Below are 24,548 nucleotides of genomic sequence, written 5' to 3'. Positions count from 1 at the left end.
CCTTCGACCCGGGCCCGGGGGCCGGCCGACCCGGCCCCGGCCGGGACGCCGGAGGCCGGGGACGGACTGTCCGCGCTGCGACGCCGTATCACCGCGGTCCTCGTGGTGAGCCAGATCCTCGGCGGGCTGGGGGTCGCGATCGGCATCGCGCTGGCCGCCGTGCTGGCGGAGCGGGTCAGCGGTTCGGCGGGGCTGTCCGGGCTCGCGCCCACCGCGATGGTCGCCGGCACGGCCCTGCTCAGCGTGCCGCTCGCCTCGGTGATGAACACTCGCGGCCGGCGGCCCGGGCTGGTGCTCGCCTATCTGATCGGGGCGCTGGGAGCGGCCCTGGTGGTGTTCGGGGCCGTCGTCGAGAGTTTTCCCCTGCTGCTCGCGGGCATGGCCGCGTTCGGGGCCGGTTCCCTGGCGACCCTTCAGGCGCGGTTCGCCGCCGCCGATCTCGCCGTGCCCGAGCGGCGTGGTCAGGCGATCTCCCTGGTCGTCTGGGCGACCACCGTCGGTGCCGTGCTCGGACCCAATATCGCGGCTCCGGCCGGCCGTACCGTCTCCGGCCCGGACATTCCGGCGGAGGCGGGGCCGTTCGTCTGGGCGGCCGGGGTCTTCCTGGTCTCCGCCGCGGTGGTGCAGCTGCTGCTGCGTCCCGACCCGCTGATCACCGCCCGCGCCCTGGCCCCCGGCGACCACCGCCCCGAGGGCCGCTCGCTGCGGGCCGGGGCACGGGCCGTGCGCGCGTCGCCGATGGCCCGGCTCGCGGTGGTCGCCCTCGCCGTGTCGCACGCCGCGATGGTGGCGATCATGTCGATGACCCCGCTGGCGCTCAGCCACCACGGCGCGGGCATCGAGCTGATCGGCCTGGTCATCAGCGGCCATATCGCCGGCATGTACGCGTTCTCGCCACTGATGGGATGGCTGGCGGACCGGATCGGGCGACTGGCCGTGATCGGACTCGCGGCGGGACTGCTCTCGGTCTCCGCGCTGCTCGCCGGTACGGCGGGGCCCAGCCATGCCCAGGTCGCCGCCGGGCTGTTTCTGCTGGGGCTCGGCTGGTCGGCCGGGGTGGTGGCCGGTTCGGCGCTGCTCACCGACTCGGTGCCGCCGCCCGCCCGCGCCGCCGCGCAGGGCCTGTCCGACCTGGCCATGAACACGGCGGCGGGCGTCGGCGGCGTACTGGCCGGACTGATCGTCGCCCAGGCGGGTTACGGCTGGCTCAATCTGGCCGGTGCTCTGCTTCTGCTGCCGATGGCCGCGCTCACGGTCCGCCGGGCGGTGGGCTGACCCGGCGAGGCCCGTCCCGAGGAAACCGCCGCACCCCCGGGCCGGGCCGATCGGTCTCCGCCACAGCCGTGGGAAGCGGGGTTTGGGCGTCCCGCCGCCGTGCCAAGGATGGGACATGCCGCTCACCGAGGTGTCCGAGGAAGTACGGGAGGCGCTCGCCGCGCACCGCCCCGTCGTGGCCCTGGAGTCGACGATCATCGCCCATGGTCTGCCACGCCCCCGCAATCTGACCGTCGCGCTGGAGCTGGAGGGGTGCGTACGGTCCAACGGCGCGGTGCCCGCCACGATCGCCGTCCTCGACGGCCGGGTCCGCATCGGCCTGGAGAGACGGCAGCTGGAGCGGATCGCCGAGGACGAGGACGTACGGAAACTCGGCCGCCGGGACCTCGCCCCCGCCCTGGCGCAGCGGGTGAGCGGGGCGACGACCGTGTCGGCGACCGCGTTCCTGGCGGCACGGGCCGGGATCCGGGTCTTCGCGACCGGCGGGATCGGCGGCGTCCATCGGGAGTGGACCCATGAGCAGGACGAGTCGGCCGATCTCCGGGTGCTGGCGGAGACCGGGATCACGGTGGTGTGCGCGGGGGTGAAGTCGGTCCTGGACGTCCCCGCGACACTGCAACGCCTGGAGACGCTGGGGGTGGGAGTCGTCGGATACCGGACGGACCGCTTCCCCGGCTTCTGTCTGACCTCGTCCGGGGAGTCCGTGGACTGGACGGCGCACAGCCCGGAGGAGGTGGCCGAAATGATCCGCGCCCGGGAGGCGCTGGGCCCTCCGGAGTCGGCGCTGATCGTCGCCCGGCCGGTGCCGGAGTCGGAGCAGCTCGCCCCGGAGCTGCACGACCGGGTGCTCGGCGAGGCGCTGGACGAGTGCCGCGAGCGGGGCATCACCGGGCAGTCCGTGACCCCGTTCCTGCTGGAGTCGCTGGCCCGGCGGACCGGAGGAGCCTCACTGGAGGCGAATGTGGCGGCGGTGCGCGGCAACGCCCGCCTGGCGGCGCGGGTCGCGGCCGCGCTGTGAGCGGCGAGTTCGCGAAACGGGTTTCGGCCACAGGGGCCGAGGCCGGAGCGGGGCGGGAGGGAGGCCCGCCCGCGCTGCTCGTCATCGGTGAGGTGGTGACCGATGTGATCGCCCGGCACACCGCTCCGCCGGTCCGGGGCACCGACACCGCCGCCCGGATCCGGATCCTCCCCGGCGGAGCCGGTGCCAATGTGGCCTGCTGGGCCGCCCGCCGGGGGACGGCGGACGTACGTCTCCTGGCGCGGGTCGGCGCGGCGGACGCCGGATGGCACGAGGAGCGGCTGAGGGCGGCCGGGGTGCGCCCGGTGCTCGTCGTCGACGAGGCGGCCCCGACGTCGACCGTCATCGCCCTGGTCGACGCCGCCGCCGAACGCACCTTTCTCGCCGACGGCGGGGCCGCCGCCCGCTCCGGCCCCGCCGACTGGTCGCCCTCACTGCTGGCCGGGGCGGGTCATCTCCATCTCTCCGGCTATCTGTTCTTCTCCGGCGGAGGCCATGCGCTGGCCCGGCTCGCCGCGCGGGCGGCACGGGCGCGCGGTGTTCCGGTGAGCGCCGACCCCGCCTCCGCCGGATTCATCGACGCCCTCGGCACGGACCGGCTGATGGCCGAGTACGAGGCGGTGGACGTCCTGTTGCCCAACGCCGACGAGGCACGGCTTCTCACCGGCCGGTCCGATCCGGCCGACGCGGCCGCCGCCCTCGGCCGAAGGGTGCCGCTGGTCGTCGTCACCCTCGGCGCGGACGGTGCGCTGGTGGCGGAGTCCGGTGCGCCGCCGGTCCATGTGACCGCTCCCACCGTGCGTCCGGTGGACTCGACGGGTGCGGGCGACGCCTTCACGGGGACGTTTCTGGCAGCCCGGCTCGCGGGCGGGGACGCCGTGGCCGCCGCGGCCGAAGGCTGCCGGGCGGGTGCGGAGGCGGTCGTCCTGACCGGCGGCAGGCCGGTCCCGCCCGCCGGGGGCCGCCGCGCCCCGGACGCCGGTCACTCCCCCGCGCAGGACGGTGCGTCCACGTTCACGGAGAGCGGGCTGCCCTTCGGCAGCACATAGGTCAGATAGAGCACCACCGGCTCGGTCCCGAGGTTCCGCCCGTTGTGCCGGTGCTCCGGACCGGCCGGCTCCACGAACGCCGTGCCGGCCGGGGTCACCTCGACCGAGCAGTCCTCCAGAATCCGGGTCAGCGTCCCGGACTGGACGAGGACGAGGAGCTGGCCGTCGTGGTAGTGCCAGCCGGTGGAACCGCCGGGGTCGATGGTGATCGTCCGGACGATGACCTCGGTGGGCCCCTTGGCCTTCAGCTTCAATTTCTTCTCCGAGACGCCCTGTGCGAGCACCGTGCCGGTGACGCCGCTTCCGGGGGTGGCATTGGCGGCGGACGGTACCGTCGCTATCAGCCCGAGACAGGCGGCCAGAAGCATCGCTCCCCATATGCGCCTCAGACGCCCCGCTCTTCCCAGCCTGCTCTTGAGCCCCATGAAATCCTCCAACTCTCCGGCATGGGGCGGGAGTTCCCCTGCGAACGCCCGCCGATGACCTGCCGCCGAAGACGGGCACGCTACCGAAGCCGCGACCGGCCGGAAAGAGATCCGGCCAGACGGAGAGCGTGCGGCGGGATCGGCACACGGGAAACGGAGGGCGCGCGGCGGGATCGCCCCCGCGCGCGGCGTCCGGGCGGGTACGGGCACGGAGAGCGGGTGGGGCGGATCGGGCCGGCGGGAACCTCGGCGGGCGACCGTCGGGTTGGGGTGCGCCATGGCCTTGACGGACTTCGCCACTGCGATGATCTGATGGGTCTCGCCACGCGATCAAGCCGGTAGGACCGTCCGCCCGTCCGAACGATCGCTCAGAGCTCCCGCGCATCGCGGGCGGCTCGGCGCTTCCGCCCGCTCAGCCCTTCAATCCCCTGGGAAGTAAGCACCATGGAGACAGCCGTCATCGCGGTCATAGGCACACTGCTCGGCGCGGTGGTCACCCATGTGTTCCAACGCCGGACGACCGAGCGCACCGCGGTGCTCACCCGCGCCGAACAGCTGCGCCAGGAGCGGATCTCCGCGTACAGCGCCTTCGCGGGGGCCCTGGTGGACTATCGGCGCGGTCAGAACGACCGCTGGTACCGGGCTCAGCGGTCTCCCGGCAGCGCCGAGGCGGAAGAGGCCCGGATCGATTCCTACCGGCTGCGCTCCAGCGCGCATCAGGCGCTGATCCGGGTTCAGTTGGTGTGCGACGAGCCTCAGACGCTGGCTCTGGCCTCCGCCGCCTTCGAAGTGACCAACTGCATGCACGAGGCCTCGGACGAGGACGATCGTTCACAGCGTTCCGAGCAGGCGCGCGAGACCCTGTCGGAGTTCATCGGGACGGCGGCCCCGAGCGTCAGATGACCCCGGGTGCCGCCGCACTGCGGGGGCTCAGCCCTCGGCACGCCGGATACGACGGCCCCGGTGGTAGAGCGCCACACCGCCCAGCAGCAGGGCCGCGCCCGCCGGAACGGCGTAGCCGATCGATCCCGCTCCGGTGGCCGCGAGCACCTTGGCCGGCCCGGAGGCCGGTGACGGGCCCGAGTTGATCGGCGTGACGGACGGCGGGTCCTGCGGCTTGGCCGGGGTCACGGGCTTCGCGGGGGTCACGGGCTTCGGCGGGGTGACCGGCTTGGGCGGGGTCACGGGCTTCGGGGGCGTGACGGGCGCGGGCGGGGTGACCGGCTTCGGCGGGGTCACGGGCGTGGGCAGCGGGGGCGGCTCGGAGATGTTCGCCGAGCTGTTCCCGAAGGCCGGGTTGAGCAGTCCGACCACATTGGCCGAGTTGCCGGTGGCATTGACCGGCACATCGACCGGGAGCTGCACGCCATTGCCGGAGACGACTCCCGGGGAGCCCGCCGCGCCGCCCTGGGCGATCGCTCCGCCGCCGTTCGAACTGCCGCCGTTCCCGCCGCCCTGTGAGATGTTTTCGCAGGTGTTCCCGAAGGCCGGGTTGAGCAGCGCGATGACGTTCACCGTGTTCCCGCACACATTGAGCGGGAGGTGCACCGGGATTTGAACCGCATTGCCCGCGATCACTCCGGGGGAACCGGCCGTGCCGCCGTTCGCGACCGAGTCGGCATGTGCCTGACCGGCCATCGCGAGCGCGCCACCCGTGAGCATCACGGCGGCCAGTCCCCTTCGGTGAAGTTGCCTCATGGGTTTCCTGCTTTCCGGAGATCTGCGCGAGCTGTCCGCCCGCACTCCGGACAACGAGTTCCACCACCCCTTCGGCCCACGCGGAGGCCCTCTTTCACTCCATCGAGTGCTCAATGCCTCCAACGCGCCTGGCACACCTGTACGCGCGTTCACGGCCGCCCATCCGCCCGGGAGTCCGGCGGTCTCCGGGAGGGCGAGAGGCGAATGGCCGGATCCAGTCGTTGAAACTCGTCTCGGCCGCCATGTCCTCGGCGGTTCCGTGCGGCACGGTCACCGCCGCAGCGGTTTCCGGCCGAGACGGGACGGTCATCTGCCGATGAGGGCGGTGAGCGCTCCGACCGGGTCGGCGTCCGGTGTGCCGCGGGGCCACCAGTCCTCGCGTCCGGTGTCCGACTCGTATCCGTACCAGAGTCCGTCGCGGCCGAAGCGGAGCTGGAGCGAGCGGGTGGAGAGATGGTTGCGCCAGGGACGGAAGTCGGGGAAGTCGGCGGCCGTCAGGGCGGGTCGCGCCCGGTCGAAGGGGCCCGCGGGCGGATCCCAGGACTCTTCCAGTACGTCGAGGGCGGCCATGCCTCCCTGCCGCCAGGCGGCGACGGCGCGGGCCAGATCGGTGGGGGTGCGGCCCGTCGCTCCGGCGAGATCGCGGTAGAGGGCGCGGGTCGAGGCGGTGAGCCCGGAGCCGGGGTGGGCCGCGGCCAGCCGCACCGCGTCCTGCCAGACGGTGAGTTCCGCGATGGGGTCGACGCCGGTGGCGAGAAGCGCGTGGGCGCGAGTGGCCGCCTCGGTGGCGAGGAGATCCAGGGCGAGCGGATCCGGCGCGGCCGCCGCGTGGGGGTAGGCGGGCGGCCGGCCCGGGTGGGCGGGGGCCGGGAACGGGGGCGGCAGAACAGGGAGACGGCGGGGGGCGAGTGCCTCGTGGGCCGGAATCGTGGGCGGCGGTGCGGTGGCGGCGGTCCGCTCGGCCGCCGACCGGGTGGCGTTGCGGTGGGCGAGGGCGGCCAGGATCTCGCGCTCGCCCCTGCCGCGCATCAGGAAGAGGACGAACGGATCCTCGTCCAGCAGCCGCGCGGTCTGGTAGCAGAGCGCGGCGGCGTGCTTGCAGGGGTAGCCGTCGTCGGGGCAGGAGCAGTCGGGGATCAGATCGCCGGCCTCCGGCAGCAGCCGCGCCGTGTCCACGAGGGCGTGGGGCACGTCCTTGTCGAGCAGGGCGGCGATGTGGTCGGGGCGGGCCGCGGCGGCGTCGAGGAAGTCGTCCCAGTCGTCGTCGGAGAGCGTGCGGAGACGGATCTCCGTGCGGTACGGGCGGGGTCTGGTGCCGTGGACGTACGCCGTGACCCGGCCGGGGGTGACGGTGATCGCGTCCACCTGGCCGCGCCCCGCGTAGGCCCTGCCGCGGGCGAGTCTCGCGGGGTCGAGAGCGGTCTCCTCCAGCGCCTCCACCCACGCGTTTCCCCACCAGCTGGAAGCGGAACCGGAGCGCGGGAGGGGCTCCAGGGCGGGGAAGGTGCGACGGCGGTCATCGGTACGGGCGGCCGGGGAGCCGGTGCGGCGGCCGCGCCGGGAGGCATCGCGCCGCGGGCGCGGCGGAGCCCCCGCGGGCTCGGCTCCGGGGTCCCGGGGTGTCATGAGGGCCTCCGCAGGGAGACGAGATCGGCCAGCTCACGGTCGGTCAGCTCGGTGAGCGCTGCCTCCCCCGAGCCGAGGACGGCATCGGCCAGGGCCCTTTTGGCGGCGAGCATCTCGGCGATCCGGTCCTCCACGGTGCCCTCCGCGATCAGCCGGTGCACCTGGACGGGCTGGGTCTGGCCGATGCGGTAGGCACGGTCCGTCGCCTGTTCCTCGACCGCGGGGTTCCACCAGCGGTCGTAGTGGACGACATGGCCCGCCCTGGTCAGGTTCAGTCCGGTGCCCGCCGCTTTGAGGGACAGGATGAAGACCGGCGCTCCGCCGGACTGGAACCGGTCCACCATGCGTTCGCGCTCCGCGACCGGGGTGCCTCCGTGGAGAAGCTGGGACGGGATCGCCCGGGAGGTGAGATGGGCCGACAGGAGCCGGGCCATGGAGACGTACTGAGTGAAGATCAGGACCGAGCCCTCCTCGGCGAGGATGGTCTCCAGCAGTTCGTCGAGGAGGGCGAGCTTGCCCGAGCGGCCGGCGAGCCGGAGGCCCGTGCCGCCGGCCGCCGTCCGGCCGTACTCCTTCAGGAACTGCGCGGGGTGGTTGCAGATCTGCTTGAGGTCGGTCAGCAGCTTCATCACCAGTCCGCGGCGCGCGATGCCCTCCGCGCCTCCGATGGCGGCCATCATCTCCCGTACGACCGCCTCGTACAGCGATGTCTGCTCGCGGGTGAGGGCGACCGGATGGTCGGACTCGGTCTTGGGCGGCAGCTCGGGGACGATGCCCGGATCGGACTTCCTGCGCCGCAGCAGAAAGGGCCGGACCAGCCGGGACAGCCGCTCGACCGCCTCCTCGTCCTCGCCCAGCTCCACCACCCGGGCGTGCCGGGCGCGGAACGCCTTGAGCGGGCCGAGCAGCCCCGGGGTCGTCCAGTCGAGCAGGGCCCAGAGTTCGGAGAGGTTGTTCTCCACGGGGGTGCCGGTGAGCGCGACCCTGGCCGGCGCGGGGATGGTGCGCAGGGCCTTGGCCGTGGCGGAGAACGGATTCTTGACGTGCTGCGCCTCGTCGGCGACGACCATGCCCCAGCTCTGCCCGGCGAGCCGCTCCGCGCTGGTGCGCATCGTGCCGTAGGTGGTGAGCACGAAGCCGCCGTCGGCGGCTCCCGGCAGTGTCCGGTCCAGGCCGTGGAAGCGGTGGACCGGGACGGACGGCGCGAAGCGGTTGATCTCGCGCTGCCAGTTGCCGAGGAGGGAGGCGGGGCAGACGACGAGCGTCGGGGCCGGGCGGTTCCGGTGGAGATGGAGCGCGATCACGGTGACCGTCTTGCCGAGGCCCATGTCGTCGGCGAGGCAGCCGCCGAGACCCAGCGAGGTCATCAGGTCCAGCCAGGCCAGCCCGCGCAGCTGGTAGTCGCGCAGAGTGGCGGTGAGGCCCTCGGGGGCCGGGACGGGGGCGGCTCCCTCGACGAGCCGGTCGCGCAGGACCGCCAGGGCTCCGGTGGGGACGGCGTCCACCGTCTCGCCGTCGACCTCGGCGGTTCCGGAGAGCGCCACCGCGAGCGCGTCCACCGGCTGGAGCAGGCCCAGCTCCCGTTTGCGCGCCTTGCGCACGAGATCGGGGTCGATCACCACCCACTGGTCGCGCAGCCGGACGATCGGGCGGTGGGACTCGGCCAGCGCGTCCATCTCGCCCTCGGTCAGCGGGTCGCCGTCGAGCGCGAGACGCCAGTTGAACGTGAGGAGTTCCCCGCTGTCGAAGAAGGGGGTGCCGTCGGTGGCCGAGCCGGGTGCGGGCTGGTGGACGACCGCGGTGGCGGAGAGCGAGCGCGCCAGCTCCCTGGGCCAGTGGACGACGACTCCGGCGGCGGCGAGCCGGGCGGCTCCGGGGCCCAGCAGCTCGTACAGCTCGTCCTCGGCGAGGGGCAGTACATCGGGCACATCGCGCTCCAGCAGCCCGGCGAGCGGCGGCCAGACCCGGGCGGCGCGGCGCAGCGCGAGCACCGCGTCGATGCGGGCGCGCGGGCCGAAGCTCTCGTCGCCCTCGCCGGACCACAGCCGGGCGGCGTCGATGACGAGCGTCGGATCGGCGAGGCTGTGCACCTGGACGACGGCGGCGCCGGCGGCGCGCACGGCGGTCCTGGCCGCGTCCTCGGTCCCCTCTCCCGCCGTGGCGGTGTCGAAGAGCTGGAAGGCCGAGAGGTCCAGGCGCAGGGAGACGCGCACCCCGGCGTCCATGCCCGCCGCCGCCTCGGCGGCCCATTCCCGTGCCCCGGGCAGCCGCTGGGGCTCGCTCGCCGCGAAGGGGCGGCCTGCCGCCAGGGCCGCGGCGGGGGTGCGGGGCAGGGTGTCGGCCACCGCGTCGAAGAAGGCCCGTACCAGCGTCTCCGGGTCGGGCAGAAGCACTGTCGGCCGCTCCTGCTCCTGCTCCTGGCCCGGCTCCGGCTCCACGGGCGTGGCGTACGCCTCGTACGGCATGGCGGCGGCGATCGCCCTCAGCTGGGCGATGTCGTCGGCGTCCAGCGGGCCCGCGCGCCAGGCGTCGTGGTCGGTCGCCGTCAGTCCGGGCAGGAGTCTGCCGCGTGCCACGAGATGGACGGCGTGCAGCGCCGCCGCGCCCCAGCAGGCCGTGGCGGGATGCGCGGCCGGGTGGTGCCGGGCGCGCATCAGCAGCGGCAGGGCCTCGGTGACGGGGAGGAGCAGGGCCGGGACGGTGTGGCTGGTGATGTCCCCGGCGGGGGCGGTGTCCGGGGTCCGCCCCGAAGGTGTGCCGCGGACGACGGTGATCTCGCCGGTGGCGTCGTCCGACGGCTCGCCGTCCGGGTCCCAGAAGGCGATCCGACCCTCGCGCGGCAGTGCCGCGGGCAGAAAGACAGCCGCACGGGTGTGCGGTGTACGCGATGTCTCCGCTGTCATCCGGGCGCCTCCCATCCGTCGTTCGTCTGCCGGCCACTGGAGCGGTACGACTCTACGGGTGGGGTCTGACAATGCCGACGCTCGGCGGTGTTCTGCCTGGTCGGGGGCTGTCTGGCGGATCGTCGGGGCGCGGGCCCGGCGGGTTTTCTACGCCGCCGGGGGCGGTCGCCGATCGCTTCGCGGCCGTCCCGTCCCCTCCGCCCGGCCGCCGGAGGCGGGTGCGAGGCCAGGGGCCGATCGCTCCCGCTCCTCCGCCTCGGGAGCGTCCAGGGCACGATTCGGCCCGTCCGTCTCGGAGGCATCCAAGGCCGGGTCCGAGGTCTGATCCGGATCCGGATCCGGTGTGCCGGGGACGTCGAGCCGCTGGAGTCGTCCGTCCGGCGGCCGTGGAGGCCGTGCGGGCTGCTGGGCGCGTTCCAGGAAGCGGAGCAGCTCCACGGGGAAGGGCAGCACCAGCGTGGAGTTCTTCTCGGCGGCGACCGCGACCACGGTCTGGAGCAGCCGCAGTTGGAGCGCAGCCGGCTCCTGTGACATCACCCCGGCCGCCTGGGCCAGTTTCTTCGACGCCTGAAGCTCCGCGTCCGCGTTGATCACTCGGGCCCTGCGCTCACGGTCGGCCTCGGCCTGCCGTGCCATCGACCGTTTCATGGCCTCGGGCAGCGAGACATCCTTGATCTCCACCCGGTCGATCTGCACTCCCCAGCCGATCGCCGGGCTGTCGATCATCAGCTCCAGTCCTTGATTGAGCTTCTCGCGGTTGGAGAGCAGATCGTCCAGGTCGCTCTTGCCGATGATCGAGCGCAGCGATGTCTGCGCCATCTGCGAGACCGCGAAACGGTAGTCCTCGACCTCGATGATCGCGTCCGCCGCCTCGACCACCCGGAAGTAGACCACCGCGTCGACGCGGACCGTGACGTTGTCCCGGGTGATGCCTTCCTGGGCGGGCACCGGCATCGTCACTATCTGCATATTGACCTTGCGGAGCCGGTCCACGACGGGAAGGATCATGGTGAACCCGGGGCCTCGGATCCCGCCGTGGAGCCGTCCCAGCCGGAACACCACGCCCCGCTCGTACTGCTTGATCACCCTGGCAGCCGTCGCCGAATACACCAGGGCGCAGCACGCCAGCGCCACAGCCAAGATCACCAGCAATTCGAGCATCAGGGCACCCCCTTCGATCGAGCTGGACACCCAATACCACGGTATGCCCGGTATGGCGGGTGAGGCCAGAGTCCGACCGACAGCGGCGGCAGCGGGACCGGTCCTCCCCGGGCCGCCGCTCGGGGACGACCGCGCGCTACGCCATCGGCCGCGCCCTCACCCATGTGCCGTCGTCGGTCAGCACCGTGTCCACGGACAGGCCCGCTTCGCCCAGATGCCGCGCGAAGGCCTCCTCGCTCAGCGACCGGGACAGAAAGGTCTGCGTCCAGACGGCGTCCGGGAAGAGGTACTCGACGTACACCGAGAACACTCCGTCGCCCACGGGGTCGGACGACACGATCCGCACCGTGTATCCGGACGGGTCCACGCGCTCACTGGGCAGACCGGTGTGCCGGTCCGCCGGCTCGCGCTGGATCAGCACGCATCCGTCTTTCTTGACATGACTGCGGCAGGTCCGGAGCATTCCCTGCCGTACCTCGGGATCGCTGGTGTGGATGAGGAACGACGCGAGCGTCACCACGTCGAACTTCTCCTCCAGCGCGAGCCGCTCGATCGGGGCGGCCACCGTGCTCCGCGCGCCGCGGATTCTCTCCAGCATCTCCGGCGACTCGTCCACCGCCGTGACGGCGAACCCCCGCTCCACCAGTGGATGCGTCACCCGGCCCGCACCGCTGCCCAGTTCGAGTATGGTCGCCCCGGCCGGAACGGCCGCCGCGATGATGTCCGGCTCCGGGCCCACACGCAGTCGGCCGTACAACTCGACCGCGCAACCGTCAGGAGTGATGATTCCGGGCCCGGTACCCCGGTGCCCTTCGCGCATCGGTCCGCTCATGTCCCGTTGAACGGGCGGCGCGGGGCCGCCGTTCCCCGAAGGGCGGTACGAGTACGGAACGTCCCCGGCGAGGCCCGGTTCCGGACACCGTCGCATCCTGGAGGGGAGGAGGAGACGCGCATGCGCACAGGAAGTGAGCCGGTGACCGCGCGCAGTGCTCTGCGGATGCGGTTCTGGCTGAGCGTATGGGGGCTGATCTGGAGCACGGCCGGGACGGTGGGCTTCGCTCTCGCGGGCTATCCGGGCTGGGCGGCGGTGTGCGGCGCGGTGCTGCTGATCGTGATCGTGGATCTGGTGATCGTCGTTCGGCACATCCGGCAGGGGCCGCACTACCAGCCCGGCCGGGACATCCCGCCGTACGAGCCGGTCCACGAGGACCGGCCGCACCGGCGGCCCGGGCCGCGGCCCGGTGCCTAGGGCCCTCACGGACCCGGACCGGGGCACCCCGTGCCGGGTCAGGCCTCCGGGTCGAAGCGGGCGGCCCGCAGATACTCCGGCTTGGGGTCCAGCGCGGCCGCCAGCCGGAAGTGACGCCGCGCCTGCTCGGGGCGGCCGGCCCGCTCGAAGGTGCGGGCGAGTGCGAAGTGCGCGAAGGCGTTGTCCGGTTCACGCTCCAGGACCAGCTCGAATTCCAGCTCCGCGGGACGGAGCTGGGCCGCGGCGAAGAAGGCGCGGGCACGCAGCAGCCGAGCAGCCGTGTTCTCCGGATGGGCCGCGATGACCGAGTCCAGCAGCTTCACGGCACCACGCGGATCCTTCGCGGCGAGCAGCCGCTCGGCCGCGCGGAAGTCGATGACGTGTGTCTCCGGGTTGCTCTTGGGCACGGCTCGATCCTTCCCCTCGCTGCACGGTTCCAACACAGGTACGGGCAGGGGTATTCCACCCGGTCGCGGCCCGGGCCGCGAGACGCCCCGGACGAGCGGCCCGCCGGGGGCCGATTCAGCCTCCGGAGATCGCCAGCGCGGCCCCGATCAGGGTGAGCAGCAGCCCCGCGATCACGAACCCCCGGTCGACGGCGGCCCGCTGGTGGCCGTCGACCAGCGGGGCCCGGACCGGCGGTGGCTTGACGGATGTCTGACACCCGGCGGCCGCCCCGGCGCACTGCGCCGGGGCGGCGAACGGTCATCCCGCCGCCCGCCGCCTCAGCTCCGCCCATACAGCACGGACCTGGGGTTCGAGACTCTCCAGCGGACCGTCGTTGTCGATGATCAGATCGGCGATGGCGCGGCGCTGCTCCCTGGTGGCCTGCGCGGCCATCCGGGCCCTGGCATCGGACTCCGTCATTCCGCGCCGTTCGACCAGCCGCTCCAACTGGGTCCGGGGGTCGGCGTCCACGACGACGACCAGGTCGTACCGTTTCGCGAGGTCGTTCTCCGTCAGCAGCGGGACGTCATGGACGACGACCGAGCCCGGCCCCGCCGACCGCTCCAGCTCCTGCGAGCGCGCCCCGACCAACGGGTGCACGATCGCGTTGAGTTCGGCGAGCCGCGCCGGGTCCGAGAAGACGATGGCTCCCAGCTTGGGCCGGTCCAGCGAGCCGTCGGGGGCCAGGATGCCCGGCCCGAAGCGTGCCACGACGGCCGTGAGCCCTGGCGTGCCGGGCTCGACGACCTCGCGGGCGATCCTGTCGGCGTCGATCAGGACCGCTCCGTACGACTGGAGCAGCCGGGACACTTCGCTCTTGCCGGCGCCGATTCCACCGGTCAGGCCTACGGACAGCATGAGCGGCAGCTTAGCCTCCGGCTCCGGCGTGAAGAGGGCGGGTCCCGGGGTCAGGCATCGCCTTCGCGCTCGGCGAGGAATCGCTCGAACTCCAGGCCGATCTCATCGGCGGACGGCAGGTCCACCGGCTCCGCGACCAGGCTGCCCCGGGTCTCGGCCCCCGCCATGGCGTCGTACTGGTGCTCAAGCCCCTGCACCAGTCCGACGAGTTCCTCGTCGCCCTCGCCGATCTGGCGCTCGATCTCATTCTGTGTGCGGTGCGCCTCGGTACGCAGCGAGTGCGCGACGCCGGGGAGAACGAGACCGGTCGCGGCCGTGACCGCCTCCAGCGCGGTCAGCGCCGCGTCCGGGTAGGAGGAACGTGCCACGTAGTGGGGCACATGGGCGGCGACTCCGAGGACGTCGTGGCCCCCTTCCATCAGACGGAACTCGACCAGCGATTCGGCGCTGCCCGGCACCTGTGCCTCGTCGAAGGGGCTGCGGTGCCCCGGCATGAGGTCGGTGCGGTTGCCGTGCGGGGTGATGCCGACCGGGCGGGTGTGCGGCACGCCCATGGGGATGCCGTGGAAGTTCACCGAGAGGCGGACGCCGAGACGCTCCACGATCTCGGCGACGGCCGCCGCGAAACGCTCCCACTCGACGTCGGGCTCCGGGCCCGACAGCAGCAGGAAGGGCGCTCCGGTGGCGTCCTGGACGACACGGACCTCGATGCCCGGGGTCTCGTACGACGCCCAGCGGTCGCGTCTGAAGGTCAGCAGTGGGCGGCGGGCGCGGTAGTCGACCAGTCTGTCGTGGTCGAACCGGGCCACCACCTGATGCGGCAGCGTGTCGAGCAGACTGCTGACGATCTGCTCGCCGGTCTCGCCCGCGTCGATGTATCCGTCGAAGTGGTACAGCATGACCAGGCCTGCCGACTCCTGCGCGAGCGCCATGTCGACGACTGCGAGGCCCTTCGGCTCCCATTCGTACAATCCCTGCGGATCAAGCACGATTACCGCTCCTCCTCGTGTTCACAGGCGACAACACGCGGTGACACAGAGGCATTCCCCTCTCCCGTACGAGCTTCGGGGCCACACGCTCACGGGTGGGAACAGCGGCAAAAAAAGTAAGGCCCGCTCCCCAGGGGGAGCGGGCCTTACTTCTCAGCTATCCGTCAACCGGTGCAGAGCGTCAGCTCTGGCCGCCGGCCAGCTTCTCGCGGAGGGCGGCAAGCGCCTCGTCCGACGCCAGGGCGCCGGAGTTGTCGTCCGACTCCGAGGAGTACGAACCGCCGGTGGGCGCGGCGGCCGGAGCGGCGGTGCCACCCTCGGCAGCAGCGGCCTCGTCGGCCTCGCGGGACTTGATGACCTGAGCCTGGTGCTGCTCGAAGCGCGTCTGCGCCTCGGCGTACTGGGTCTCCCAGGCCTCGCGCTGGGTCTCGAAGCCGGAGAGCCAGTCGTTGGTCTCCGGGTCGAAGCCCTCGGGGTAGATGTAGTTGCCCTGGTCGTCGTAGGACGCGGCCATGCCGTACAGGGTCGGGTCGAACTCGACCGAGGCCGGGTCGGCACCGAAGGACTCGTTGGCCTGCTTCAGCGAGAGGCTGATGCGACGGCGCTCGAGGTCGATGTCGATGACCTTGACGAAGATCTCGTCGTTGACCTGGACGACCTGCTCCGGGATCTCCACGTGGCGCTCGGCCAGCTCGGAGATGTGGACCAGACCCTCGATGCCCTCGTCCACGCGGACGAACGCGCCGAACGGAACCAGCTTGGTGACCTTGCCGGGAACGACCTGGCCGATCTGGTGCGTACGGGCGAACTGCTGCCACGGGTCTTCCTGGGTCGCCTTCAGCGACAGGGAGACACGCTCGCGGTCCATGTCGACGTCGAGGACCTCGACGGTGACTTCCTGGCCGACCTCGACAACCTCGGACGGGTGGTCGATGTGCTTCCAGGACAGCTCGGAGACGTGAACGAGTCCGTCGACGCCACCCAGGTCCACGAAGGCACCGAAGTTGACGATCGAGGACACGACGCCCGAACGGACCTGGCCCTTCTGGAGGGTGGTGAGGAACGTCTGGCGGACCTCGGACTGGGTCTGCTCCAGCCAGGCACGGCGGGACAGGACCACGTTGTTGCGGTTCTTGTCCAGCTCGATGATCTTGGCCTCGAGCTCCTTGCCCACGTAGGGCTGGAGGTCGCGGACACGACGCATCTCGACCAGGGAGGCGGGCAGGAAGCCGCGCAGGCCGATGTCGAGGATGAGGCCGCCCTTGACGACCTCGATGACGGTACCGGTGACGATGCCGTCTTCTTCCTTGATCTTCTCGATGGTGCCCCAGGCACGCTCGTACTGGGCGCGCTTCTTCGAGAGGATCAGGCGGCCTTCCTTGTCCTCCTTCTGAAGGACAAGGGCCTCGATCTCGTCGCCGACCTTGACGACCTCGTTCGGGTCGACGTCGTGCTTGATCGAGAGCTCGCGGCTCGGGATGACACCTTCGGTCTTGTAACCGATGTCGAGCAGGACCTCGTCCCGGTCGACCTTCACGATGACGCCGTCGACGATGTCGCCGTCGTTGAAGTACTTGATCGTCTCGTCGATCGCGGCGAGGAAGGCTTCCTCGTTACCGATGTCGTTGACCGCTACCTGCGGAGTGGCGGTGGTCTCGGTGCTGCTCGTCATGTGGGAAAGGGCTCCGGTACGGACATTGAAGTCGTAGGTACTGCTACGCCGAGAGCCCGTATCGCAGCTGTACAAGCCGGACAGTCGTGGAGACACCGGCCAGACATCGCTTCCGAGGATCCGGAAACGCACCGTCTGGAGGCACCTCGTGAACCGAGGGGACATACATACAGTTGCAAGCGCGACCTGCTCTGTCTGAGGCGCGCAGGCCCGCAGCGCAACTTGTAGCATACGGGGGCAGCCGGAGACGGTCAATGCGCGAAGGCGCACACCCGGGGCAGAACGTCGCATACCCGGCACAATTCGTGTTTGCGGAGGCCACTACGGCTGTCCCTGCCCGGGCTGAACGCAAACTACAACGACGGTGAAGATGAGCCAATACATCGAGGAAGCCGGACCCGAGGCCACCCGCCGTGAGGCGGACGAGACGGAGAGCAGCCGGGCGAGCCGCGGCTGGTGGGACCGGAACGCCGATGAGTACCAGAGCGAGCACGGCGCGTTCCTGGGCGACGAGCGATTCGTCTGGGGGCCGGAGGGGCTGGACGAGGCGGACGCGGAGCTGCTGGGCCCGCGGGAGTCCCTCAAGGGGCTGGACGTGCTGGAGATCGGGGCGGGCGCGGCCCAGTGCTCGCGCTGGCTCGCCGAGCAGGGCGCGCGGCCGGTCGCGCTCGACCTCTCGCACCGCCAGCTCCAGCACGCGCTGCGGATCGGCGACGGCCTGCCACTGGTGGAGGCCGACGCCACGGCGCTGCCGTTCCGGGACGGATCCTTCGACCTCGCCTGCTCCGCCTATGGCGCGGTGCCCTTCGTGGCGGATCCGGTGACGGTGTTCGCCGAGGTCCACCGGGTGCTGCGGCCGGGCGGACGCTGGGTCTTCTCGGTGACCCACCCCGTCCGCTGGGCGTTCCCCGACGAGCCGGGACCCGAGGGGCTGAGCGTGTCCGGCTCCTACTTCGACCGCACCCCTTATGTGGAGCAGGACGAGCGGGGGCGCGCCGTGTACGTGGAGCACCACCGGACCGTCGGGGACCGGGTGCGGGACGTGGTGGCCGGCGGTTTCCGGCTGGTGGACCTGGTGGAGCCGGAGTGGCCCGCCTGGAACAGCCAGGAGTGGGGCGGCTGGTCCCCGCTGCGGGGGAATCTGATCCCGGGGACAGCGATCTTCGTGTGCGTACGGGACTGACGGCGGTGGCGCGGGCCGGGGTGGCGGGATCCCTCCCGTCCAGTCATATGAACCGATGGGCATATCGGTGCTGTGGATGACCGGCCGCAGGGCGCGCCGGGCCGTACGACACTGAGTGCATGATCCAGACCGAAGCGCTCGACCGTCTCCCGGTGCGCGACTCCGTGCCCGGCCTGCTCGCCGCCCTGGACGAGCGCGGCACGGCGGTGCTGTACGCGCCGCCGGGGACCGGCAAGACCACACTCGTCCCGCTGGCCCTGGCCGGCCTGGTCGGCGAGGGGCCCGGGCGGCGGGTGCTGGTCGCCGAGCCCCGCCGGATGGCGGTCCGGGCGGCCGCCCGCCGGATGGCCTGGCTGCTGGGCCAGGAGACCGGTGAGGCGGTCGGTTACACGGTGCGCGGCGAGCGGCGGGTGGGGCCGGCGACACGGGTCGAGGTGGTCACCACCGGGGTGCTCCTCCAGCGGCTTCAGCGCGATCCCGAGCTGGCCGGCGTGGATGTGGTGCTGCTGGACGAGTGCCACGAGCGCCATCTCGACGCCGACACGGCGATGGCCTTCCTGGTGGATGTCCGGGCCACTCTGCGGCCGGAGCTGAAGCTCATAGCGGCCTCGGCGACGAGCGACGCCGAGGCCTGGGCGGATCTGATGACGGTGCTGGAGGGATCGGGTCCCGCGCCCGTGGTGCGGGGCGCGGGCGAGGGGCACGGCTCGCAGTTCTTCTTCGCCCCGCCGCCCGGGGGGATCCGCCCCGCCCACGGGACCTGGGTGGACCCGGCGCTGCTGCGGCATGTCGCGGCGACGGTGCGGCTGGCGCTCGACCGGCACGAGGGCGATGTCCTGTGCTTTCTGCCGGGCACGGGGGAGATCGCGCGAACGGCGGGGCTGCTGGCGGGCGTGGAGGCGGAGGTGCTCCAGCTGCACGGGCGGGCTCCGGCGGCGGTGCAGGACTCGGTGCTGAGGGGCGGCTCCGGCCGGCGGCGGGTGGTGCTGGCCACCTCGGTGGCGGAGTCCAGTCTGACGGTGCCCGGGGTGCGCGTCGTGGTCGATTCGGGGCTGGCGCGTGAGCCGCGCACGGACCATGCGCGGGGGCTCGGCTCACTGGCGACCGTGCCGGTCTCGGCGGCGGGGGCGACCCAGCGGCTGGGACGGGCCGGCCGGGAGGCGTTCGGCACGGTGTACCGCTGCTGGGCGGCGGCCGATGATGTGCGCCGCCCTCGTTTCCCCTCACCCGAGATCAAAATCGCCGATCTCTCCGCGTTCGCGCTGCGGGTCGCCTGCTGGGGGGATCCGTCGGCGGCGGGGCTGGCGCTGCTGGACGCGCCGCCCGCCGGGGCGATGGCCGCCGCGCGTTCGGTGCTGGCCTCGATCGGCGCGGTGGACCGGGACGGCCGGGCCACGGAGCGGGGGGTACGTATGTCCCGCCTCGGGGTCCATCCCCGGCTGGCCCGGGCCCTGATCGACGGCGCCCCCGAGGTCGGCGTCCGCGCCGCCGCCGAGACGGTCGCCCTGCTCAGCGAGGAGCCCCCGAGGGAGTACGGCGACGATCTCGCGGGGGCCTGGCGCACGGCCCGGCGGGGCGGGGACGCCTACGCGGCCCGGTGGCGCGCGGAGGCTCGGCGGCTGATGTCCTCCCTCCCCCCGGCCGCGAGCGGTCGGGCGGGGGGCCCGGAAGGGACGGCGGACGGGGGTACGGCCCAGGGGCGGGAGGCTCGGGAGGGACAGGGACAGGGACAGGGACAGGGCTCCGGCGATGACGCCGTGACCGGTCTGATCACCGCGCTGGCCTTTCCGGAACGGGTGGCCAGGGCCCGGGGAGAGGGTTCCTTCCTCATGGTTTCCGGGACCGGGGCCGAGGTGGGGGCCGGATCGGGGCTCCGGGGCGCGCCCTGGCTGGCGGTCGCCGTCGCGGACCGGCCGGTGACGGCCGCCTCCGCGCGGGTGCGGCTGGCGGCCGTGATCGGCGAGGAGACCGCGCGCACGGCCGCCGCGCATCTCCTCGAATCGGGTGAGGAGGTCCATTGGGAGGGAGGGGATGTCGTCGCCCGGGAGGTCCGGCGGCTCGGGGCCGTCGAGCTGTCGGCACGGGCGCTGCGGAGTCCGGACCCGGCGCTGGTGCGGGAGGCGCTCCTCGAAGGGCTGCGGAGCGCCGGGCCGGAGCTGCTGCACTGGACGCGTGAGGCCAGGGGGCTGCGGGAGCGGCTCGCCTTCCTGTATCGGGTGGTGGGCCCGCCCTGGCCCGATGTGAGCGACGCTGCGCTGCTGGAGCGGACGGACGACTGGCTCGAACCGGAGCTGTCGCGCGCCCGGCGGCGGGCCGATCTGGCCAGGATCGCGGCGGGGCAGGCCTTGCAGCGGCTGCTGCCGTGGGCGAGCGGTGCGGCGGGGCGGCTGGACGAGCTGGCTCCGGAGCGGATCACCGTGCCGAGCGGCTCGCGGATACGGGTGGAGTACGGCGGGGAGCAGCCGGTGCTGGCGGTGAAGCTCCAGGAGCTGTTCGGGCTGCGGGAGACGCCTCGGGTGGCGGGGGTGCCGGTGGTGGTGCATCTGCTGTCGCCGGCCGGGCGGCCGGCGGCGGTGACCGCCGATCTTGCCTCGTTCTGGAGGGATGGATACCGGTCGGTCCGGGCGGAGTTGCGGGGCCGGTATCCCCGCCATCCCTGGCCGGAGGACCCGTCGTCGGCGGAGGCGACCAAGTACACCAAGGCCCGTCAGGAGGGGGCCCGGGGCGGCGGGCGGGCCGCCGGGGCCGGCAAGGGGTGACGGTCGGCCCGTCCGGGTGAGGAGTACGGGGGGAAGGGTGGGGGCGGGGGTGCGTTCAGAGGGGTGCGGGGGCCGTTGCGGCGTCCGCGGCGCGGGGGCGGGGGCGGGCGCGGGCCTCCAGGAGGAGGGCGAGCGCCAGCAGGCCGCCGCCCAGGGCGAGGAAGGTCCGGGGCAGCCAGGAGGTCAGCAGCAGGATCAGCGGGCGCTGGGACTTCACCAGTCCGACGGTGTGGTCCACATAGTCGGGGCGCATCTTCACATGCCCCGCGAAGGCGGTGACCCTGTCCCGGCCGCCGAGGAGGGTGCCGCCGCGCAGCTCCTCCCGGTGGATCTCCTCGCCGTTGACCGGGGCTCCGGTGACGGGGTCGACCCAGAACATGCGCCGGGTGGTGTACCAGCGGGTGGTGCCCGTCTGCTTCTCCAGGGTGCTCGCGTCGATCCCGGGGACGGGCGTCTTCTTCGGGAACGGGACCTTGGTCCAGGGGATCGTCTGTTCGAAGTAGTAGACGTCGAGGCCGCGGAAGGCGCGGACGCCCCGGTAGTGGATGGGGGCGGCGGTGCGGGTCTGGGCGTCGAAGTAGGAGTAGTCCCGTCTCTCGGTCAGGAAGGGCCATTTGAACTGGATGCCGTCGCGCCGGACCGGGGTGCCGTCGACCGATTCACCGGGGGCGTGGACGGGGGCCTGGCTGTGGGCGTCGAAGATGTAGCGCTCGGGGATCTGGGAGACCATGGCGCCGTCGGGGCCCTGGACATGGGAGAGCGAGTCCCAGACGACGACATCGCGGCCGGTGCCGCGTTCGATCCTCTCGGACTCCTCGACGTTGCCCTTGAGGGTCTGGACGATGGTGAGCTTCTCGACCCGCTCGGCGCGCAGGGTGGAGTAGTCGAGGAGGGTCGCGGGCCTCGCCTCCATCACGACCTCCTGGTACTGGCCCGGCGGAACCTTCGCCAGCCGGGGGAAGGCGTACCAGCGCAGCAGGGGGGAGAGCGCGGCGAAGAAGACGGCGAGGGCGAGGAGTACGAGACTCGCGCGGCGGCGCACGGTCCGGTCCTCCTACTTCTTGGGGCCGGGGACGGTGGTCAGGAGCGGCTCGGGGGAGGTCTCGCCCGGTGGTGTGCCGACGGCGGTGACGGTGAGGACGAGGGCTATGGCGGCGGCCAGCCCGATGGCGGCGGCGGTGAGGGCGCGCATGCTCGGCCTCCCGGGGGTGGGACCCATCTGGATCTGACAGGGCGTCAGGGGGTGGGCACCGTAGCAACCGGACGGCGAGATGAGAACAGACAGCGCCGTTCCCCCGCTCGGGAGGGCGGGGGAACGGCGCGGCGAGAGAGGGGGGGCGGATCAGCCGGCGGGTGTCTGCTGCGGGGTGGCGGCGGGCTCGGCCGGCTTGGTGACCGTGAGTTCGACGGTCACCGGCTTTCCGCCGAAGGGGGTGATGCTGAGCAGATAGGTGCCGGGCTGATCGTCCGCGAAGAGCTTCGGGAGGGTGACGACCCCGTCGGCGTCGGTGATGAGGTCGGAGATCACGCGGACCGGCTTGCCGTCGGCGCCCTTGAAGTAGGGGCCCTTGTCGTTGACCGCCGCGCCGTCGGCGCTCTTGAGCAGTGTGGCGGTGACCCCGACGCCGGAGGCGACGGCTCCCTTGTAGGTGGCCTTGAACTCCAGGATCTCCGCGAAGTCGGCACCGGCGACGGCCGTCAGGGGCTTGTCGTCGGTCCGGGTGAGCTTGTCGGCCGCGCGGGGGGTGACCTTGGCCCCGAAGTCGACGGCGGGCAGCTTGCGGTCGGCGACGGTGGCGCGGATGACGAATGCCCCGACCTTGTCGCCGGCGGTGAGCGCGGGAGCGGTGACCTTGCCGTTCGCGCCGGTGGCGAGGACCACGGCCTTCCGGCCGCCCTGGAAGCGGGTGTCGGTGCCGCCGAGGATCTCGAACCGCACCTTCTGGCCCTCGACGCCCTTGCCCTGGGAGTTCTCCACCCGGACGGTGACCTTCTCGGCGAAGTCGAGTCCGGCCATGGCCGTCAGTTCGCCGGTGCCCGCGTTCTCGATGCGGGCGACGGGCGACAGCTCCGGCGGGGTCGTGGGCGGAGTGGTCGGAGGCTTGGTCGGCGGCTTCGTGGGGGGCTTGGTCGGCGGCTTGGTGGTGGGCGGGGTGGGCTTGTCCGAACCGTCGCCGGGCCGGTCCGGCCGGGGCTTCTCCTCGGGGCGCGGGGAGTCCGGGCTGGGAGACGGGGAGGGCGATCCGGTCTTCGGGGAGTCCGAGCCGGAGCCGGAGCCCGAGTCGGGGGTGGTGGAGTCGGGGAGCGAGCCCTTGCCGTCCGGGACCTCGTGGGTGCCGTTCTTGTAGTACTCGAACCAGGAGAGGACCGTGCGGAGATACTCCCGCGACTGGTTGTATCCGAGGATCGCCCGGTCGAGATCGTCCGCCTGCCTCAGGTCGCGGTCGCCCGCGCAGAGGTAGCGGCCGGCGGCGAGGGCGGCGTCGTAGATGTTGTTGGGGTCCTTGCGCCCGTCCCCGTTGGCGTCCTGACCCCAGGTCGCCCAGGTGGTGGGGATGAACTGCATCGGACCGACCGCGCGGTCGTAGGTGGTGTCGCCGTCGTACTCGCCGTCGTCGGTGTCCGAGATGTTGGCGAAGCCGACGCCGTTCAGGGCGGGTCCGACGATCGGGGAGAAGGTGGTGCCGTTGGCGTCGACCTTCCCGCCGCGCGCCTGCCCGGACTCCACCTTGCCTATCGCCGCGAGCAGCTGCCAGGGCACATGGCAGCCCGGGTCCGAGGCCGAGATGGTCTTCTCGGCCTTCTTGTAGGCCGCGAGGACCGTGGCGGGTATGCCGGACTCCGAGGGGCCGCCGGCCGGGAGGTTGATGGACGCCCCGGGTTTGTCGGGGGTCTTCAGCGGCGGCAGGTCCGTGTAATAGGGGGAGTCGCCGGTGACGGAGGTGTCGGGCGAGAGCTGTGTGTCGGCCGCGCCCTGACCCGGGTTGTCCTCGCCGCCGCTACCGAGTGGGGTGGAGGTGATCCCGGGCGCCTGTGACGCGGAGAGTGCCGCGACGGCGACCGCGGCCACGGCGGTGGTGGTCGCCCCCTTGCGCAGACGTCGCCCGAATTGCGCTGCCATACGTCTTTCCCCTCCCCGAAAGCGGCTGTCCGCGCTCCCCAGTGCGATAACGGCTATATCCAGGTGACCCTACGGCAACCATCGCCCCCGGAACACCTCGCCCTGACCGTTTTTCACCAGTTCGCCACCGCGCGGAGGCCAGAGTTCCGGATCAACCCGTTCGCCCATACTGGGCGAGACCGATCACCGATAGATCCACATCTGCACAAGACCGGTCAATGACCGGCCGTCAGTCGATCAACATGGGTCACAGGGGGCCTTGAGGTATGCCGTTCACATTGAGCCATGTCGTCGCCGTCCTGCCGGGCGTCCGAAGGAACGGGACCGGTCGCGGACCGCTCGTCGCCTCGGCCCTGGTGCTGGGCTCGCTCTCCCCCGACATGACGTACTTCGCGGCCACCGCCGTGCCGGGGGCCATGGAGTTCGGGCGGTTCACCCATGCGCCGCTCGGCGTGCTCACCGTCGACGTGGCCATCACCGCCGCGCTGGCGGCGCTCTGGCTGATGATGCGGGACCCCCTGGTGGCACTGCTGCCCGGCCGGCTGCGGGGCCCCGTGCACTCCTGGCTGCGGGGGCGGCCCGGGGCCCGGAGCCTGGGATACGCCCTCCGCTTCTCTGCCTCGGCGGCGCTCGGCGCGGCCAGCCATGTCTTCTGGGACTCCTTCACCCACCACGACCGTTGGGGCACCCGGCTGATACCGGTGCTCAACGAGACGGTGGCCGGGTTCGGGGTCCACAAGTTCGCGCAGTACGGATCCTCCGCGCTCTCCCTCGCGGTGATCGGATGGTTCACGCTGACGGCGCTGCGCCGGCAGCCCCCGTCCGTACCGCCGCCGTCCGTGCCCGTCCTCGACGCCCGGGACCGCCGGCGGGCCGCCGCCCTGCTGGCCGCGTGCGCGCTGATCGGCCTCGTCGACCGGTGTGTGCGGGCCGACGGGATGGAGTCGCTCCTCGACCTCATTCCCACGGCCTGCTTCGGGGCCGGGGCGGGACTCGCGGTCGGACTGGTGCTGTACGGCGGGGCCATGAGGCTCCGCGCCGCGCGGACACCCGAGCACGTCTGACGCCGACGGCCCGCCGCGTCCCGGTGGAGAACGGGGCGCGGCGGGCCGGAC

At 72.5% G+C, this 24,548-nt stretch carries 21 protein-coding genes; 8 read left to right on the top strand and 13 right to left on the bottom strand.

What is annotated here, in order from left to right; genetic code table 11:
* Positions 1–66: 66 nt before the first annotated feature.
* From ABD371_RS11415 to ABD371_RS11405, 3 genes are all read left to right on the top strand, one after another.
* A complete protein-coding gene (locus ABD371_RS11415) occupies positions 67–1,275 on the top strand; it encodes an MFS transporter (protein WP_344475771.1) in 1,209 nt (402 codons plus the stop codon).
* 115 nt (positions 1,276–1,390) lie between these two features.
* On the top strand, positions 1,391–2,293 hold the full coding sequence (locus ABD371_RS11410) for a pseudouridine-5'-phosphate glycosidase (protein WP_344475500.1): 903 nt from the start codon (positions 1,391–1,393) through the stop codon (positions 2,291–2,293).
* The gene (locus ABD371_RS11405) at positions 2,290–3,342 is read left to right on the top strand and encodes a carbohydrate kinase family protein (RefSeq protein WP_381733523.1); all 1,053 of its coding nucleotides are present in this window, start codon (positions 2,290–2,292) and stop codon (positions 3,340–3,342) included. The genes ABD371_RS11410 and ABD371_RS11405 overlap by 4 nt, the downstream gene beginning before the upstream one ends.
* Here the strand turns inward: ABD371_RS11405 and ABD371_RS11400 are convergent.
* Positions 3,276–3,710 carry a cupin domain-containing protein gene (locus ABD371_RS11400; protein ID WP_344475498.1) on the bottom strand — a complete coding sequence of 145 codons (435 nt, stop codon included), beginning with the start codon at positions 3,708–3,710 and terminating at the stop codon, positions 3,276–3,278. The genes ABD371_RS11405 and ABD371_RS11400 overlap by 67 nt on opposite strands.
* Before the next feature lie 501 nt (positions 3,711–4,211).
* On the opposite strand from ABD371_RS11400, the gene ABD371_RS11395 reads away from it, so the two are divergent.
* Complete coding sequence (locus ABD371_RS11395; protein WP_344475496.1) at positions 4,212–4,670, top strand: hypothetical protein; 459 nt, start codon at positions 4,212–4,214, stop codon at positions 4,668–4,670.
* 27 nt (positions 4,671–4,697) lie between these two features.
* Here the strand turns inward: ABD371_RS11395 and ABD371_RS11390 are convergent, their stop codons facing one another.
* The 5 genes from ABD371_RS11390 to ABD371_RS11370 form a co-directional block, all read right to left on the bottom strand.
* The gene (locus ABD371_RS11390) at positions 4,698–5,465 is read right to left on the bottom strand and encodes a chaplin (RefSeq protein WP_344475494.1); all 768 of its coding nucleotides are present in this window, start codon (positions 5,463–5,465) and stop codon (positions 4,698–4,700) included.
* Between the two features lie 306 nt (positions 5,466–5,771).
* Complete coding sequence (locus tag ABD371_RS11385; protein WP_344475492.1) at positions 5,772–7,091, bottom strand: SWIM zinc finger family protein; 1,320 nt, start codon at positions 7,089–7,091, stop codon at positions 5,772–5,774.
* Positions 7,088–9,994 carry a DEAD/DEAH box helicase gene (locus ABD371_RS11380; protein WP_344475490.1) on the bottom strand — a complete coding sequence of 969 codons (2,907 nt, stop codon included), beginning with the start codon at positions 9,992–9,994 and terminating at the stop codon, positions 7,088–7,090. The genes ABD371_RS11385 and ABD371_RS11380 overlap by 4 nt, the downstream gene beginning before the upstream one ends.
* Before the next feature lie 147 nt (positions 9,995–10,141).
* Positions 10,142–11,155, bottom strand: a complete 1,014-nt coding sequence (locus ABD371_RS11375) for a slipin family protein (RefSeq protein WP_344475768.1) — start codon at positions 11,153–11,155, stop codon at positions 10,142–10,144.
* A 136-nt stretch (positions 11,156–11,291) separates the two neighbouring features.
* Complete coding sequence (locus tag ABD371_RS11370) at positions 11,292–11,975, bottom strand: class I SAM-dependent methyltransferase (RefSeq protein ID WP_344475488.1); 684 nt, start codon at positions 11,973–11,975, stop codon at positions 11,292–11,294.
* A 132-nt stretch (positions 11,976–12,107) separates the two neighbouring features.
* Between ABD371_RS11370 and ABD371_RS11365 the strand changes: the two genes are divergently transcribed.
* Positions 12,108–12,404 (top strand): DUF6343 family protein, encoded by a 297-nt coding sequence (locus ABD371_RS11365; RefSeq protein WP_344475486.1) that lies wholly within the window; start codon positions 12,108–12,110, stop codon positions 12,402–12,404.
* Between the two features lie 38 nt (positions 12,405–12,442).
* Here ABD371_RS11365 and ABD371_RS11360 read toward each other — a convergent pair whose 3' ends face one another.
* The 4 genes from ABD371_RS11360 to rpsA all read right to left on the bottom strand — a co-directional run bounded on the left by ABD371_RS11360 (position 12,443) and on the right by rpsA (position 16,370).
* Positions 12,443–12,811 carry a tetratricopeptide repeat protein gene (locus ABD371_RS11360; RefSeq protein ID WP_190124711.1) on the bottom strand — a complete coding sequence of 123 codons (369 nt, stop codon included), beginning with the start codon at positions 12,809–12,811 and terminating at the stop codon, positions 12,443–12,445.
* 298 nt (positions 12,812–13,109) lie between these two features.
* Complete coding sequence (gene coaE / locus ABD371_RS11355; RefSeq protein ID WP_344475483.1) at positions 13,110–13,709, bottom strand: dephospho-CoA kinase; 600 nt, start codon at positions 13,707–13,709, stop codon at positions 13,110–13,112.
* A gap of 50 nt (positions 13,710–13,759) precedes the next feature.
* The gene (locus ABD371_RS11350) at positions 13,760–14,698 is read right to left on the bottom strand and encodes a PAC2 family protein (RefSeq protein WP_344475481.1); all 939 of its coding nucleotides are present in this window, start codon (positions 14,696–14,698) and stop codon (positions 13,760–13,762) included.
* Between the two features lie 181 nt (positions 14,699–14,879).
* A complete protein-coding gene (gene rpsA, locus ABD371_RS11345) occupies positions 14,880–16,370 on the bottom strand; it encodes a 30S ribosomal protein S1 (RefSeq protein WP_190124707.1) in 1,491 nt (496 codons plus the stop codon).
* A gap of 370 nt (positions 16,371–16,740) precedes the next feature.
* On the opposite strand from rpsA, the gene ABD371_RS11340 reads away from it, so the two are divergent.
* Together ABD371_RS11340 and hrpB are read left to right on the top strand one after the other, a co-directional pair.
* Positions 16,741–17,553, top strand: a complete 813-nt coding sequence (locus ABD371_RS11340) for a class I SAM-dependent methyltransferase (RefSeq protein ID WP_344475478.1) — start codon at positions 16,741–16,743, stop codon at positions 17,551–17,553.
* Between the two features lie 119 nt (positions 17,554–17,672).
* Positions 17,673–20,312, top strand: coding sequence for an ATP-dependent helicase HrpB (gene hrpB, locus ABD371_RS11335; protein ID WP_344475476.1), 2,640 nt, complete (start codon positions 17,673–17,675; stop codon positions 20,310–20,312).
* 55 nt (positions 20,313–20,367) lie between these two features.
* On the opposite strand, the gene pgfA is transcribed toward hrpB, so the two are convergent.
* The 3 genes from pgfA to ABD371_RS11320 form a co-directional block, all read right to left on the bottom strand.
* Positions 20,368–21,354: a cell envelope lipid trafficking protein PgfA gene (gene pgfA, locus ABD371_RS11330; RefSeq protein ID WP_344475474.1), complete on the bottom strand. Its 987-nt coding sequence runs from the start codon at positions 21,352–21,354 to the stop codon at positions 20,368–20,370.
* A 12-nt stretch (positions 21,355–21,366) separates the two neighbouring features.
* Positions 21,367–21,504 (bottom strand): SPW_0924 family protein, encoded by a 138-nt coding sequence (locus tag ABD371_RS11325; protein ID WP_344475472.1) that lies wholly within the window; start codon positions 21,502–21,504, stop codon positions 21,367–21,369.
* A 150-nt stretch (positions 21,505–21,654) separates the two neighbouring features.
* The gene (locus tag ABD371_RS11320) at positions 21,655–23,433 is read right to left on the bottom strand and encodes a lytic transglycosylase domain-containing protein (RefSeq protein WP_344475470.1); all 1,779 of its coding nucleotides are present in this window, start codon (positions 23,431–23,433) and stop codon (positions 21,655–21,657) included.
* Positions 23,434–23,699: 266 nt separating this feature from the next.
* On the opposite strand from ABD371_RS11320, the gene ABD371_RS11315 reads away from it, so the two are divergent.
* A complete protein-coding gene (locus ABD371_RS11315; RefSeq protein ID WP_344475467.1) occupies positions 23,700–24,497 on the top strand; it encodes a DUF4184 family protein in 798 nt (265 codons plus the stop codon).
* Positions 24,498–24,548: the final 51 nt, after the last annotated feature.

Origin of the sequence: Streptomyces amakusaensis, assembly GCF_039532665.1 — a bacterium.
Lineage (GTDB): Bacteria > Actinomycetota > Actinomycetes > Streptomycetales > Streptomycetaceae > Streptomyces > Streptomyces amakusaensis.
Note: the sequence above shows the minus strand (reverse complement) of the source record. Positions and strands in the feature narration are given on the sequence as shown.